This window comes from Acinetobacter sp. SW-226 (assembly GCF_055632855.1).
In genome coordinates, this window is record NZ_CM145752.1 from 3,543,081 (window position 1) to 3,557,064 (window position 13,984).

Annotated in this window: 18 protein-coding genes; 6 read left to right on the forward strand and 12 right to left on the reverse strand. The window is 42.4% G+C overall.

What is annotated here, in order from left to right:
* Positions 1 to 7 precede the first annotated feature (7 nt).
* The 3 genes from ACZ8ZH_RS16790 (at position 8) to ACZ8ZH_RS16800 (ending at position 2,142) form a co-directional block, all read left to right on the forward strand.
* A complete protein-coding gene (locus ACZ8ZH_RS16790) occupies positions 8 to 598 on the forward strand; it encodes a hypothetical protein (RefSeq protein ID WP_119065008.1) in 591 nt (196 codons plus the stop codon).
* Between the two features lie 83 nt (positions 599 to 681).
* Entirely contained in the window at positions 682 to 1,125 is a 444-nt protein-coding gene (locus ACZ8ZH_RS16795) for an AAA family ATPase (RefSeq protein ID WP_086210804.1), read from the forward strand.
* Between the two features lie 81 nt (positions 1,126 to 1,206).
* Complete coding sequence (locus ACZ8ZH_RS16800) at positions 1,207 to 2,142, forward strand: hypothetical protein (protein WP_119065009.1); 936 nt, start codon at positions 1,207 to 1,209, stop codon at positions 2,140 to 2,142.
* 38 nt (positions 2,143 to 2,180) lie between these two features.
* On the opposite strand, the gene ACZ8ZH_RS16805 is transcribed toward ACZ8ZH_RS16800, so the two are convergent.
* The 12 genes from ACZ8ZH_RS16805 to ACZ8ZH_RS16860 all read right to left on the reverse strand — a co-directional run bounded on the left by ACZ8ZH_RS16805 (position 2,181) and on the right by ACZ8ZH_RS16860 (position 11,773).
* Positions 2,181 to 2,483 carry a hypothetical protein gene (locus tag ACZ8ZH_RS16805; RefSeq protein ID WP_086210806.1) on the reverse strand — a complete coding sequence of 101 codons (303 nt, stop codon included), beginning with the start codon at positions 2,481 to 2,483 and terminating at the stop codon, positions 2,181 to 2,183.
* Positions 2,484 to 2,620: 137 nt separating this feature from the next.
* Positions 2,621 to 3,481, reverse strand: a complete 861-nt coding sequence (locus tag ACZ8ZH_RS16810; RefSeq protein ID WP_119065010.1) for a D-hexose-6-phosphate mutarotase — start codon at positions 3,479 to 3,481, stop codon at positions 2,621 to 2,623.
* 98 nt (positions 3,482 to 3,579) lie between these two features.
* Entirely contained in the window at positions 3,580 to 3,999 is a 420-nt protein-coding gene (locus ACZ8ZH_RS16815) for a F0F1 ATP synthase subunit epsilon (RefSeq protein ID WP_086210808.1), read from the reverse strand.
* Positions 4,000 to 4,025: 26 nt separating this feature from the next.
* Positions 4,026 to 5,420: a F0F1 ATP synthase subunit beta gene (gene atpD, locus ACZ8ZH_RS16820; protein ID WP_004684425.1), complete on the reverse strand. Its 1,395-nt coding sequence runs from the start codon at positions 5,418 to 5,420 to the stop codon at positions 4,026 to 4,028.
* A gap of 26 nt (positions 5,421 to 5,446) precedes the next feature.
* Positions 5,447 to 6,316, reverse strand: coding sequence for a F0F1 ATP synthase subunit gamma (gene atpG, locus ACZ8ZH_RS16825; RefSeq protein ID WP_004984038.1), 870 nt, complete (start codon positions 6,314 to 6,316; stop codon positions 5,447 to 5,449).
* A gap of 87 nt (positions 6,317 to 6,403) precedes the next feature.
* Positions 6,404 to 7,948, reverse strand: a complete 1,545-nt coding sequence (gene atpA / locus ACZ8ZH_RS16830) for a F0F1 ATP synthase subunit alpha (protein WP_086210809.1) — start codon at positions 7,946 to 7,948, stop codon at positions 6,404 to 6,406.
* Positions 7,949 to 7,992: 44 nt separating this feature from the next.
* Positions 7,993 to 8,529: a F0F1 ATP synthase subunit delta gene (locus tag ACZ8ZH_RS16835; RefSeq protein ID WP_086210810.1), complete on the reverse strand. Its 537-nt coding sequence runs from the start codon at positions 8,527 to 8,529 to the stop codon at positions 7,993 to 7,995.
* Positions 8,530 to 8,541: 12 nt separating this feature from the next.
* The gene (locus ACZ8ZH_RS16840) at positions 8,542 to 9,012 is read right to left on the reverse strand and encodes a F0F1 ATP synthase subunit B (protein ID WP_110975790.1); all 471 of its coding nucleotides are present in this window, start codon (positions 9,010 to 9,012) and stop codon (positions 8,542 to 8,544) included.
* A 38-nt stretch (positions 9,013 to 9,050) separates the two neighbouring features.
* On the reverse strand, positions 9,051 to 9,296 hold the full coding sequence (gene atpE, locus ACZ8ZH_RS16845) for a F0F1 ATP synthase subunit C (RefSeq protein WP_000424060.1): 246 nt from the start codon (positions 9,294 to 9,296) through the stop codon (positions 9,051 to 9,053).
* A gap of 84 nt (positions 9,297 to 9,380) precedes the next feature.
* Positions 9,381 to 10,256 carry a F0F1 ATP synthase subunit A gene (gene atpB / locus ACZ8ZH_RS16850; RefSeq protein WP_086210812.1) on the reverse strand — a complete coding sequence of 292 codons (876 nt, stop codon included), beginning with the start codon at positions 10,254 to 10,256 and terminating at the stop codon, positions 9,381 to 9,383.
* A gap of 107 nt (positions 10,257 to 10,363) precedes the next feature.
* Complete coding sequence (locus tag ACZ8ZH_RS16855) at positions 10,364 to 10,762, reverse strand: ATP synthase subunit I (protein ID WP_086210813.1); 399 nt, start codon at positions 10,760 to 10,762, stop codon at positions 10,364 to 10,366.
* Between the two features lie 171 nt (positions 10,763 to 10,933).
* Positions 10,934 to 11,773, reverse strand: coding sequence for a metal ABC transporter solute-binding protein, Zn/Mn family (locus tag ACZ8ZH_RS16860; protein ID WP_086210814.1), 840 nt, complete (start codon positions 11,771 to 11,773; stop codon positions 10,934 to 10,936).
* A gap of 141 nt (positions 11,774 to 11,914) precedes the next feature.
* Between ACZ8ZH_RS16860 and ACZ8ZH_RS16865 the strand changes: the two genes are divergently transcribed.
* Genes ACZ8ZH_RS16865 through znuB form a run of 3 tightly spaced genes read left to right on the forward strand, consistent with a single transcriptional unit; the run spans position 11,915 to position 13,980 of the window.
* Positions 11,915 to 12,409 carry a transcriptional repressor gene (locus ACZ8ZH_RS16865; RefSeq protein WP_086210815.1) on the forward strand — a complete coding sequence of 165 codons (495 nt, stop codon included), beginning with the start codon at positions 11,915 to 11,917 and terminating at the stop codon, positions 12,407 to 12,409.
* Positions 12,394 to 13,176 (forward strand): zinc ABC transporter ATP-binding protein ZnuC, encoded by a 783-nt coding sequence (gene znuC, locus ACZ8ZH_RS16870; RefSeq protein ID WP_086210816.1) that lies wholly within the window; start codon positions 12,394 to 12,396, stop codon positions 13,174 to 13,176. The genes ACZ8ZH_RS16865 and znuC overlap by 16 nt, the downstream gene beginning before the upstream one ends.
* Before the next feature lie 3 nt (positions 13,177 to 13,179).
* Positions 13,180 to 13,980 (forward strand): zinc ABC transporter permease subunit ZnuB, encoded by an 801-nt coding sequence (gene znuB, locus ACZ8ZH_RS16875; protein ID WP_119065011.1) that lies wholly within the window; start codon positions 13,180 to 13,182, stop codon positions 13,978 to 13,980.
* Positions 13,981 to 13,984: the final 4 nt, after the last annotated feature.

Consider the following 13,984-nt stretch of genomic DNA (forward strand, 5'->3'; position numbering starts at 1 on the left):
TTTGATGATGAAAAAATTTTTACAAAACTTAATTCTCCCTTTTGCTTTGTTTAGTGCGGGCATTTTGCTGATTGGCTGTGAACAAGCAGCCGAACCAAACCAGCAAAATATTCAAACTGAAAACGCTGATCAGCGCTCAACAGCACATGTGCAAAACACTGAAAAACCTGAACTCAAAACAGGGAGCATGCTGTATATCGTCCGTGATGTAGCAGATCTGCAATTAAAAGCAGGAGAATATGTCACCCAACTTCAAGAAACCCAAAACGATCTACAAACCGCAATTAATCAGCACGATCAACAACAATTGCAACAGGCAGCCTCTGCCTTACAAAAACAATTGACTGGGTTTAATGCTGCTTTGAACAGCCTAAACCTCAAAACTCAAGAAATTAACGATATTCGTAATACTTTACTCTCCGCGAACCAACAAGTTTTGGCTTCACCATTTTTAAATGGACAAGTGGATTTCAGCCAAGTGGATTTTAAGAAAATTCAACAACAAATGGGCACAATCCAATCCGAAATGCTGAAACTGGCTTCTATGATGATTCCTCAACAAGCGGACAACGATGTGGCAGCTGAAAAGCAGTCTTAAATTATTTTAAGTCTTGCGACTTTAACAATAAGGAGAGAAAATTATTCAAAGGCTTTCTCGCACAGCGAGTATTTAAATCACATATGCAACTGATTATTTTTATGGGCATCCAAGCTTCAGGAAAATCGAGCTATTATCTGCTAAATTTGGCCCATAGCCATTTACGCATCAACCTCGACATGCTGAAAACAAGGCATCGTGAAAAGATCATGTTTGAAGCAGGACTGGCCTCAAAAACCAAAATGGTGATTGATAATACCAACCCAACCATCGCTGACCGAGCCCGCTATATTCAAAGGGCAAAGGACGCAGGCTTCGAGATCATTGGCTATTGTTTCGAAACTGAACTCAGTAGTGCTCTACAACGTAATCGCTTACGCGAAGGCAAAGCTTGCATTCCCGATGTCGGTGTTCGTGCCACTTATAAAAAATTTGAGCAGCCACAACATGCTGAGGGCTTTAATGCTTTATATAAAGTTAATATTCTAGGTCATGGGGAGTTTTCCATTTCTCCCATACATACTTAATAGTTTGATGAAAAAATATTAACTATTTCTCATTTTTGAGCTAACATCTACAAATAATAAACACAGAAAAACATTTCTATAATGAAAAAAGTCATTCTTGTGGTGGTCTGTTTAGCAATCATGGTTTTTGGCGTGATGCATTTTGTAATGCCTGAAAAAACGACACCACATTTGACCCATTTTTTCTCTAAAGAGTACAAAGAAACCCAACGCACTCAAGATTGGTTGAAATACAAACAGCAACAACAATTACTTTTGGTCGATGTGCTAATCCCTGTCAGCCCCAAACAGCAAGGCGCCTATGCTGAGTATATCAAACAGAAAATTGAGCTTAATCAGCAAAATATTCAGCGTATCAAGTTAAATCATTATCAAAGTAAAGGCTTTAAAGAACTACAGCAATTAGAAATACATGCGCTAGAGCAATGGAATGACCTGTTCCAGACACATATTGTCGATGCCTTTGTCGATCAACAATATTTCTCTGAAATTCCCGTAGAAGAATATCAACAGATCAACACAGAAGCGCGTTATGCCTTACAGCAGCAGGAAATTTTGGTCTTAGAACATTTACAGCAACTGCTACAACAGAATAATCCTTATGTCTCGGACATAGACCATGCTCTACTCAGTGACTGGGTTTATTACCAACAGATGCAACATGAAATTCACCCCGTGATATCTGAATGGCTAAAAACCGAAACAGATACACCACACCGAAGCCGTCAAGATGCGATGCAAGACTTAAGGCTTTATAAGCGGTTTAACCCAAATACCGATGAATATAAGTACATCATGTCACTTGAAACACAGCTTTGGCATGCTGAACATCCATCCTCTAACTTGGTCGCAGAACAGCCAAGTGCTATCTCTGAACTAGAAATAGACCAAGACATCATCATTCCTCAAGAGAAGCCACAGATCGACCAAATCAAACAACTCATCCAGCAACAGCAGGATGCTGTAAGCCAGATGCTACTCCATCAGCTCAGTCAGGCCTTTCTTAAAAAGAATTAAGCCCACCCACCATAATAGAAAATAAATTTAGCTTACTGCTAAACTTGAGTGCTTTTCATCCAGTTTCTAAAGGCCAATTGCATCGCTTGTCGTTCATAAGGCTTGGCTAAACGAGATTCTATGCTAGAAAAATCACCTTTATAGGCGGCTTCTATGATGCACTTGGCCAATTCCTGAATACTGACTCGGCCACGATGTTCATATTGCAAAATTTCTTCTTGCGTCAAAACCAAGTCCCAACAAGACACAACCGAACTCATATCAATGGCAATACTCAGATAATAGCGCTCAAAGTCTTGGTAAAGCTCCCAAAAATGAGCTTCATAGGCAATCAGGTTCATGGTCTTATTCACTTAACAATACTGTATCAACTTATACTTTTTATTGAATGAAATATATGCAACTTTAGCTACATATTCACTTGAGTACTATCCGTTGGCCTCAATCTAGATGGCTTTACTGCGCGAAGGCTTCCCATTTACTCTATACATAGTTCAAATTGGATCATTTCTCCCACTTTTAAAAATACTTTCTCTGATGCAATTTGCCCGCACTCAATACAAACGAAATCTTGCCAAGCATCATCTCGAATATCAAGAATACGCCTCGATTTATCTATCCAAGGATTCCAGATAATTGCACTTTTTGCAGTACTACGAATAAAAATCTGGTGCTGCGTGTCTTGTTCTAAAACAAACTGCCCCCTTGTTAGAGGATAAATGCGATCTAATTCTGATTTAAACTCAATCTGTTGCTCAAATTGATTCTGAACTTTATTGTTATTCAATTGATCAATATAAGTTGTATTGTCTAATCCCGAAATTTTAGCAATTTCTGTTTTGGCAGGAAAATAGCTATGCCATGCAAAGCTAAATTCTATATCCACTGTATCTAAATTGCTCAGTTGCATCATGAGTTGCAATTTTTCACCACAATAAATATGCATACTCAACTTAAATGCAACATCCCAATATCTACGCGTTACATTTGAATCCCTCAATTCAAAAATAATTTCATGCCCTGCTTCACTCTCAATAACATTGACAAGTTTCCATTTCAGGTTCCGTGCAAAGCCGTGTGCAGGAAAATCGGCATGTTGTGAGTGGGCACTAAACCACGGAAAACATAAAGGAATCCCTCCTCGAATGGCTGTCCCTGCCTGATAAGAATTTAGTTCAGAGAGCCAAAGCAAAGGCTGTTGTTTCACTTTGGAATAAAATTCGAGTACTTGTGCTCCTTGATAACTCATCACAGCATCACAATATGCATTTGATACTTTTAAAACATCCAACTCACTCTCGGCAAGTTGATCAATGCTAATGCCAGAAACATTGAACATAAATTTTCACACTTTTCGAATTAACGCCATTTATACTAAATTTTTTCGACATAAAAAAACCACCCTTTCGGGTGGCTTTTTTAATCTCAAACCGTCTCTTACTGAGCACGGTTCTTGATTTTGCGGATGGTTTCCAACTGAGCAGCAGTTTCTGCAAGAGCAGCCAAAGCGGCAGCAGAGTCCAAGTCGCTCTTTTGATTTGCAAGCAATTGTTCAGCGTGTTTACGCGCTTCAATAATTGCTGCTTCATCTAAGTTTTCTGCACGGACTGCAGTATCTGCAAGAACCGTCACAACATGCGGTTGAACTTCGAGTACACCACCAGATACATAGATTAACTCTTCTGTACCATTTTCAAGTAGAACGCGGATTGCGCCCGGCTTGAGTAAAGTTACTAGTGGTGCGTGACCAGGCATAATACCCAACTCACCACCAGCACCTTTAGCAATTAGCATCGTTACAGTGCCAGAGTACAAAGACTCTTGAACACTTACAACATCACACTGCATAGTCGCCATGAGAATCTCCTAAATTAGGTAACTAATTAAAGTTTCTCAGCTTTAGCAATTACTTCGTCAATACCACCAACCATGTAGAACGCTTGTTCTGGGATGTGATCGTATTCACCAGCTAAAAGACCTTTAAAGCCACGAATCGTTTCTTTAAGCGGTACAAGTTTACCAGGAGCACCAGTAAACACTTCAGCTACGTGGAACGGTTGAGAGAAGAAACGTTGGATTTTACGCGCACGGTAAACAGTCAACTTATCTTCTTCTGCAAGTTCGTCCATACCAAGAATCGCGATGATGTCTTTCAATTCTTTATAACGTTGAAGAACGTTTTGAACTGAACGAGCGATCTCGTAATGCTCAGCACCCACAACTAGTGGATCTAACTGACGTGAAGTTGAATCCAGTGGATCGATCGCTGGGTAAATACCAGAAGATGCGATGTCACGGCTCAATACAACAGTTGCGTCTAAGTGAGCAAATGTCGTTGCAGGCGATGGATCTGTTAAGTCATCGGCAGGTACGTATACCGCTTGGATTGACGTAATCGAACCAGACTTAGTCGATGTAATACGTTCTTGAAGAACACCCATCTCTTCTGCAAGTGTTGGTTGGTAACCCACTGCAGATGGCATACGACCTAGAAGTGCTGATACTTCAGTACCTGCTAGTGTATAACGGTAGATGTTGTCTACGAACAATAGTACGTCACGGCCTTTGCCGTTTTCGTCTTTCTCGTCACGGAAGTACTCAGCCATAGTCAAACCAGTCAACGCTACGCGTAAACGGTTACCTGGTGGCTCGTTCATCTGACCGTAAACCATTGCTACTTTGTCAAGAACGTTTGAGTCTTTCATCTCGTGATAGAAGTCGTTACCTTCACGAGTACGCTCACCAACACCAGCGAACACAGATAAACCTGAGTGCGCTTTCGCGATGTTGTTGATCAACTCCATCATGTTTACAGTTTTACCAACACCGGCACCACCGAACAGACCAACTTTACCACCTTTAGCAAACGGGCATAGTAAGTCGATGACTTTGATACCAGTTTCTAAAAGGTCAGTAGAAGCTGCTTGTTCAGCATAAGAAGGTGCTTGACGGTGAATCGGCAAACGCGCTTCAGTCGCAACTGGACCAGCTTCGTCGATTGGGCGACCAAGAACATCCATGATACGACCCAAAGTCGCTGTACCCACTGGTACAGAGATTGGTGCGTTAGTATTCGTTACGTTCAAACCACGCTTAAGGCCTTCAGTAGAACCCATTGCAATAGTACGAACTACGCCATCACCAAGTTGTTGCTGAACTTCTAATGTAGTTTCAGTGCCATCAACGTGGAGAGCGTCATAGATCTTAGGAACGCTGTTACGTTCAAACTCGACGTCGATAACCGCGCCGATGATCTGAATGATACGACCGCTACTCATTGCTGTCTCCTCAATTCAAAATAATGTTAAACGGCAGCGGCACCACCAACGATCTCAGAAATTTCCTGAGTAATCGCGGCTTGACGCAGCTTGTTATAAATAAGTTGTAGGCTCTTGATCAAATCACCTGCGTTGTCGGTTGCGGCTTTCATTGCAACCATACGAGCTGACTGCTCACACGCGATGTTTTCGATCACGCCTTGATATACCACAGACTCGATATAACGAACCAATAAGCCATTTAAAAGCTCTTCAGCTTCAGGCTCATAGATATAATCCCAACCGTATTGACGGTTAAGGGTCTTGTTTTCTTCAGCAGTTGCTAAAGGAACAAGTTGTTCGATTTTTTGATTTTGAGTCATGGCATTGACAAAGCCGTTTGACACAAGATAAATACGATCTAACTCGCCTTTATCAAATGCGTCTAACATCACCTGTACAGAACCAGATAACTGTTCAAGGCTTGGTGTATCACCGACATTTGTCGTAGCACCCAGCACTTTACCGCCGTAGTTTTTAAAAAACGAAACCGCTTTTTGACCAATCAAAGCAAATTGAACTTCAATTGACTGCTCTTGTTGCTGTTGTACGTGTTTAACCACTTTTTTGAACAAGTTAATGTTCAAACCACCAGCAAGGCCGCGATCTGAAGACACAATGATATAGCCAACGCGCTTAACTGGGCGTTCAACCATATAACGGTGTTTATATTCAGGGTTCGCTTGAACCAAATGAGCAATTACACGGTGCATATTTTCGGCATACGGACGGCCTTGAGCCATGCGCTCTTGCGCACGACGCATCTTAGAAGCTGCTACCATCTGCATCGCGCGAGTAATCTTCTGCGTGCTTTTGATACTAGCTACTTTGGCGCGAATTTCTTTTAAATTTGCCATACGCTTAACCTAGTATTCGAAGGCCCTTTCGAGCCCTCGAAGGTTGATTCCGTGAACCAAACCAACACTAATTAGCAAGTTGCTAAATTAGTAAGTTTGAGTCGCTTTGAACTTTTCAATACCAGCTTTGAATTCAGCTTCGATATCTTTGTCCCAAGCACCAGTCTGGTCAATTTTTTGCATTAACGCAGCGTGCTCTGAACGGAAGTAAGAAATTAACGCAGCATCAAAGTCTACGATTTTCTTCACTTCTACGTCAGCCATATAGCCTTCGTTAGATGCATAAACTGAAACAGCTTGGTCAGCAATTGAGTATGGAGCATATTGTTTTTGCTTCATAAGCTCAGTTACACGTTGACCGTGTTCAAGCTGTTTACGCGTTGCTTCGTCAAGATCAGAAGCGAACTGAGCAAACGCTGCAAGTTCACGATACTGTGCAAGTGCAGTACGGATACCACCAGACAATTTCTTGATAACTTTAGTCTGCGCTGAACCACCAACACGAGATACAGAAATACCCGCGTTCACAGCAGGACGAATACCTGCGTTGAATAATGATGTTTCAAGGAAGATCTGACCATCAGTGATCGAAATTACGTTCGTTGGTACGAATGCAGATACGTCACCCGCTTGAGTTTCAATGATTGGTAATGCAGTTAATGAGCCAGTTTGGCCTTTAACTTCACCATTCGTGAATTTCTCAACATAGTCAGCTGAAACGCGAGAAGCACGCTCAAGTAGACGAGAGTGAAGATAGAATACATCACCTGGATACGCTTCACGACCTGGTGGACGACGTAATAACAATGAAATTTGACGGTAAGCAACAGCTTGCTTAGACAAATCATCATAAATGATCAATGCGTCTTCACCACGGTCACGGAAGTATTCACCCATTGTACAGCCAGAGTACGGAGCAAGGAAAAGCATTGCTGCTGGATCCGCTGCCGCTGCTGCTACAACAGTTGTATACGCCATAGCGCCAGTTTCTTCTAGCTTACGTACCACGTTAGCAATTGTTGATTGTTTTTGACCAACAGCTACGTATACACATTTAATGCCAGAGTTTTTCTGTGCGATGATCGCATCGATCGCCATTGCTGTTTTACCAGTTTGACGGTCACCAATGATCAACTCACGCTGACCACGGCCAACTGGAATCATTGTATCTACTGATTTATAACCAGTTTGTACAGGTTCATCCACTGATTGACGCCAGATTACGCCTGGTGCAACTTTTTCTACTGCATCAGTTAATTTTGCATCAATTGGGCCTTTACCATCAATTGGGTTACCCAAAGCATCTACTACACGGCCTAAAAGTTCTGGACCAACCGGAACTTCTAATACACGACCTGTGCAACGAGCTTTTTGACCTTCTTGAAGGCTTAAGTAGTTACCTAAAACAACGACGCCCACTGAATCCTGTTCTAGGTTCAGTGCCATACCGTATAAGCCGCCGTCGAATTCGATCATTTCACCGTACATTGCATCAGCAAGGCCGTGAATACGCACAATACCGTCGGAAACCATAACAATGGTTCCTTCGTTCTTAGCGGTCGCGCTGGTGTCCAGATCGCCGATACGCTGTTTAATGAGCGCACTGATCTCGGATGGATTCAGTTGTTGCATTGCGCTATACCTCAATCTTTTTAAAGTTCAGTCTTCTTATGCAATTAAGCAAGAAGACGAGTCCGCATTTTTTCTAGCTTGTTAAGTGCAGAATCATCTATCACTTGGTCGCCTGCACGAATAACAACACCAGCAATAAGCTCTGGTTTAACTTCTACAGTTACATTTACCGCAGCTTCGAATTTTTTCTCTAAAGCATGAGTCAGTAATTGTTCTTGTACAGAAGTCAATGGGAATGCAGATTCAATCACTACATCCACAGTATTGTTATTCTGTGATTTGAGCTGCTCGTATTCTGCAGAAATTTCAGGAAGAAGCGCCAAACGGTTGTTTTCAGCAAGCAATGTCAAAAAGTTTGACACTGCTGCAGTTTGGTCTTCGCCTAATACTTTTGCAAAAAGACTTACCTGCTCAGCAGGAGTAAGCTCAGGGCGAGTTAGGAAAGCTGAAAATGCTTCGTCTTGCACCGCAGCACTGAGCAAATTCAATGCAGATGACCAATTGTCAGTTGCATTTTGCTCAGAAGCGTAAGCAAATGCTGCTTTAGCGTAAGGGCGTGCCAACGTCAAGAGTTCAGCCATAATCCGCCTCTCTTAAAGTTTAGCAGCCAGCTGAGTCAGCATGGCATTGTGAGCTTCTGCGTCAACTTTTTGGCTAAGAATTTTCTCAGCACCTGTTACTGCAAGATCAGCAACTTGTTGACGTAATTCTTCACGAGCAGAATTGATTTCTGTATCAACAGCTTCTTTTGCTTGTTGACGAATACGCTCACCTTCAGCTGACGCTTGATTACGAGCTTCTTCTACCAATTGTGCACCGCGACGGTTCGCTTGTTCGATCAATTGAGCCGCTTGTGCTTTAGCCGCGTCTAATTCAGCTTTCACTTGAGCTTGCGCATCCGCAAGGTCAGCTTTTGCTTTTTCAGCAGCGTTTAAGCCATCAGCGATTTTACGCTGACGCTCACTAATCGCATTGATTAGTGGTGGCCATACAAATTTCATGCAGAATGCGACGAAAATCGCAAATGCAATCGCTTGGCCAATCAATGTGAGGTTGATATTCATTGCTATTCCTCAATAGTTTAATTTAGGAATTAAGCTGATTAACCTACAAATGGATTAGCAAAGATGAAGAACAAGCCAATACCAACACCGATCATAGGCACAGCATCAAGAAGACCTGCGATTAAGAACATACGAGTTTGAAGTTGTGGAGCCAATTCTGGTTGACGAGCAACAGCTTCAAGGAAGCGACCGCCTAAAAGACCAAAACCAATCGCAGTACCTAAAGCACCAAAAGCGATCAAGATAGCAGATGCAATTGCAACTAGACCTAAAGTGAGTTCCATGATAATTCCTCAGAGGTTAGGTTTATACCAAATTAAAATAAAAAATTATGCGCCCAACCATCCAGTGATAGTTGGGCATTACCATTAATGCTTTTCGCTTGCCATGCTCAAGTATACGATAGTCAGCATCATGAAAATAAATGCTTGTAGCGTAATAACAAGAATGTGGAAGATCGCCCAAGGCACAGACAACGCCCATTGGATCCAGAACGGTAATAATGCGATCAAGATGAAGATTAACTCACCTGCATACATGTTACCGAAAAGTCGTAGAGCCAATGAAACTGGACGTGCAAGGAAGGTTACCAATTCAAGAATTAAGTTCACTGGAATTAATAACGCTTTTGCAACTGGGTTACTTGGATTAAATGGGTTAAGTGCCAATTCGCCAACGAAACCACCAATCCCCTTTTCACGAATACTGTAGAACAAGATCAGAACAAATACAGATAAAGACATACCTAAGGTAATGTTTGGATCTGTAGAAGGTACAACCTTAAAGTAAACGTGATGAGGATCCATACCAAATACACTTGCACCAATTTGTTGAGCTATGAATGGAATCCAGTCAACAGGGATTAAGTCCATTGCGTTCATGAGGAAAATCCACACGAAAATAGTCAATGCAAGTGGAGCAATTAAGCGTGATTTGCCATGGAAAGTGTCGCGAACACTTGAGTCTACAAACTCAATGATCATTTCAATTGCAGACTGGAACTTGGTTGGAACACCAGAGTTTGCAGCTTTCGCTACACACCAGAATAACAAACAGAAAATCACACCAAGCGTGATAGACCAACCCATTGAATCCAAGTGAATAGCAGTGAACCCCATCTGTTGAGCTTCATCAGCAGTTTCAGCCAACTTCCATGAACCATCTGGCATTTTGCCATAGGTCATATTCGTCAAGTGATGCTTGATATACTCGGTCGAAGTAAGGGCATGTTCTTCAGCAGCCATAAATCACACCTGGTCAATGTCAAATACAAATAGAGAGAACGAACATCGCGTGCTGCTTGACATCTCGTTCTTCTCCTAAAAAACTTTTCAATTTTTTGTAGTGCTTATTAAACTCGTTTTTGTTGACGCGACACCCAAAATGGAGCAACCCACGTCATGGTTTGAACGAGCATAAAACCACAAAACAACGCCACCGCTGACAACGGTTTGACATTGCTTAAAATTAAAATGAAACCAACAATCACAATTGCAAACTTACCCATCATGCCTTTATACATGTTCGCAAGAACCTGTTTAGAAGCGCGAGCTCCTGCTGCTCGAAACGACTGCCATGAAAAATAACAAGTCGCAAGCCAACACACGAGTGCACCTAATGCTGCACTCAGGGCTGCAGTTGAATCTTTCAAGACCCAACCGATCAAGGCTGAAACAGGAATCATACATGCTTGTAAGAGGACTAAAGCTTTCGCTAATCGTCGGTCAATCAAGCGACTAGTTCGGCTCATTTTTTACTCACTCACAACAATCATGCTTGACAAGTTTAGCTGATGATTATTTTTAATCGCAGGCATTATAGGGTTACACCCCTGAACATGCAATCTTTTCCCGACCTAAGTCGAGTTTTTTTCTATGTTTAAATTGCTTTTAAACTAATCAATTATTGTTTAATTTTTGCGTCACTTTCGGGTATTTAGCACACATTTATGCACATGATCAGCTAATTGCTTCCACGCACTGACAAAATCCCCTGCCCCAGTCATACTTTCATCGACCGCTTGGAAAACCAATGGGTTCAACTTTTGATATTGTGCTTGACTGGCATGCACTTCAGCCAAAAGGCACATCTTAGAATAAGGACGGTTGTCATTTAAGTATTTGATTTGCGCAACAGTAGGTGCAACATGTGGATCATCCGTTAGCGCACCTGCAAAACGCAAGTTTAAAGGACGCTCGAGGTATTGATAAGCATCATGAAAAGACCAATATGGGCGAGCTTGGGTACTTTGACTATATATATTGGAGGTTTGCAACATGCTCTGCGCAAAGACTTTAGCATTATTCCAATAACGGTCTTTATATTCAGGCATTTGCTGCGAGCGAAGACTTGCAATAAAGAAAGCTATGCGAACTGCATTATTGGGATCTAGCCAGACATGAGTATCAACAGTATCTTTGAGTGCTATGCCACGGGTATTTCGCTGAGGTAATGCATGAATAATGCCCGAGTGTAAGATAGAAATGGCTTTTTCATTCTGTGACAACAGCTTATCTAAAGGTGCCTCATGTTCTTTACCCAACCAAATCACCAGATCTGCATCTTGAATAATTTTGCGATGCATTGGGGTCAGACTGACATCATGTCCAGATTGATTTGCCAATAATAAGGTTGGTTTTTCAATGCCTTTCGTCACTTCCTGTGCGATCAAGTAAATGGGCTGCGTAGAGACAACCAAGTCTTGCGTCCAAGCAACACTACTAAACAGCGCAAACGCACAAAAAGCCAAAAAACGGGACATGGGGAGCAATCACTAGAAAGACAATTAGTGTTATAATATAACAAATCAACAAAAATACCTATGCCCAATCGAAACTCTCTTCGCTTCATGCTAAGATTTAATGTCGTTTTTCTTTTATAGATTTTGCACTTGAGGTTTGCTATGAGCGCTTGTTCTCACGAACACCACCATGCTTTACATGATGTGCATGGTCATCACAACGTTGAGACGCGTTTGGCGGAAGCGGAAGTCTTGTGCACAACAACAGGGGCACGCTTAACCCCGCTAAGAAAAGAAGTGTTGGCACTGATCCTCAATGCAACAGGCCCAATGGGGGCGTATGACTTGCTGGCTAAAATTAAAAGTAATGCTGACCGTCCTGCTGCCCCACCAACAGTGTATCGCACTTTAGACTTTCTATTAGAAAAAGGCCTGATTCACCGTTTAACCTCAATTAATGCCTATATTCCATGCTGTCATCCACGCGAGGGACATCAAGCGGCCTTTCTTATTTGTACCGATTGCAAGTCAGTGACGGAAGCCTCTGCTCAAGGGTTATTACAACAACTCGACGCCCTTTCAGCAGCAGATGGTTTCACCGCGCAGCATAGTATTATTGAAATTTCAGGAATTTGTCAGCAGTGCCGCAACAAATAAACTCGGATCCCGTTCTGGTCGAACTCTCCCAGATTAGTGTTCGCATTGATGAACGCGACATTCTAAAACATGTCGATTTTTCTTTGCATGAGCAAGAAATTGTGACCTTGATCGGCCCCAATGGGGCGGGGAAATCCACGCTCATTAAAGTACTATTGGGCATTGTGCGCCCTAATGCTGGTGAAATTAAAACGACAAAGTCCCTGAAATTTTCCTATGTGCCACAAAAATTTAATCCTTCACATAGCCTACCACTTAGGGTGAAAGACCTCTTAGCTTTGGAAAAATGTGATCCCACAATCAAACAAGAAATTATCCACGATACGGGGATCAGCAAACTTGAAAATTCCAAAGTACAACAACTTTCAGGTGGGGAACGACAACGGGTTTTGCTGGCGCGCGCGCTGTTACGCCAACCCGATATTTTAGTTCTCGATGAACCCATGCAAGGCTTAGATATCCAGTCTGAAGCTGAATTATATGATTATGTACGCAGTCTGCCCGTCAAATACGGTTGTGCTGTGCTTATGGTTTCCCATGACTTGCAGTGGGTGATGCAAGGGACACATCGTGTGGTGTGTCTCAATAAACACATCTGCTGTAGCGGTTTACCTGAAAATGTGCAACAGCACCCCGAATACCAAGCAATATTTGGCACCAACCGCGTGTTCTATCAGCATCATCATGATCACTGTGCACATGGTGATAGTGCAACGCCTTGTCAGCATGACACTCGCCCCCACATTCACCCTGAACCGGAAGCTTAAATCATGATGGAATGGTTACAAATACTATTGCCTGCATGGATTATGGGAACCTTATTGGTCTTCCTCACAGCTCCACTGGGCTGTTTGATGCTATGGCGTCGTATGTCGTTCTTTGCCGACACCATGGCACATGGCACACTATTGGGTGTCGCAATTGCAGGAGCAATGACGTTACCCCTGTGGATGGGTGTAGCTTTTATTGCGGTGCTGTTGGTGGCGATTCTTTGGGTGTTGCATGATCCACGTTTACCGAATGACGCCTTACTCGCACTCTGTTCTGCGACCTTGCTCTGCTCAGGCCTAATGTTTATTCAACACATTCCAAGTTTAAGACCTGAGTTGCTCAGCTATTTGTTTGGTGATTTGCTCACGATTACATGGGCAGACCTCCCTGTTTTTGCAAGCGTTATTGTTGTTGCTTTGGCAGTGCTTTATAAGAGTTGGCAGGCTCAAATTCAAATCGCTATTGATCCTGATATGGCTGTCAGTGAAGGTGTTAGTGCGAAATGGCAACGTTTGATTTTTATGTTGCTACTGGCTCTATTTACCATTTTAGCGCTTCGTGCAGTGGGTTCTTTACTGATGGGTGCATTGCTTGTCATTCCAGCACTCACCGCTCGACTGCTTGCCCACTCTCCAAAACAAATGGTGATTTGGGCCTTTGTGATTGCGCAAATTGGAGTAACGGTTGGTTTATGGTCCAGTGCAGGGCTAAACACTTCCACAGGGCTTAGCATCGTGTTAACCATGTCGATTCTGTTTGCGCTGATTTTTATCGCGCAGAAGTTTAAAAAACTGACATAACTAA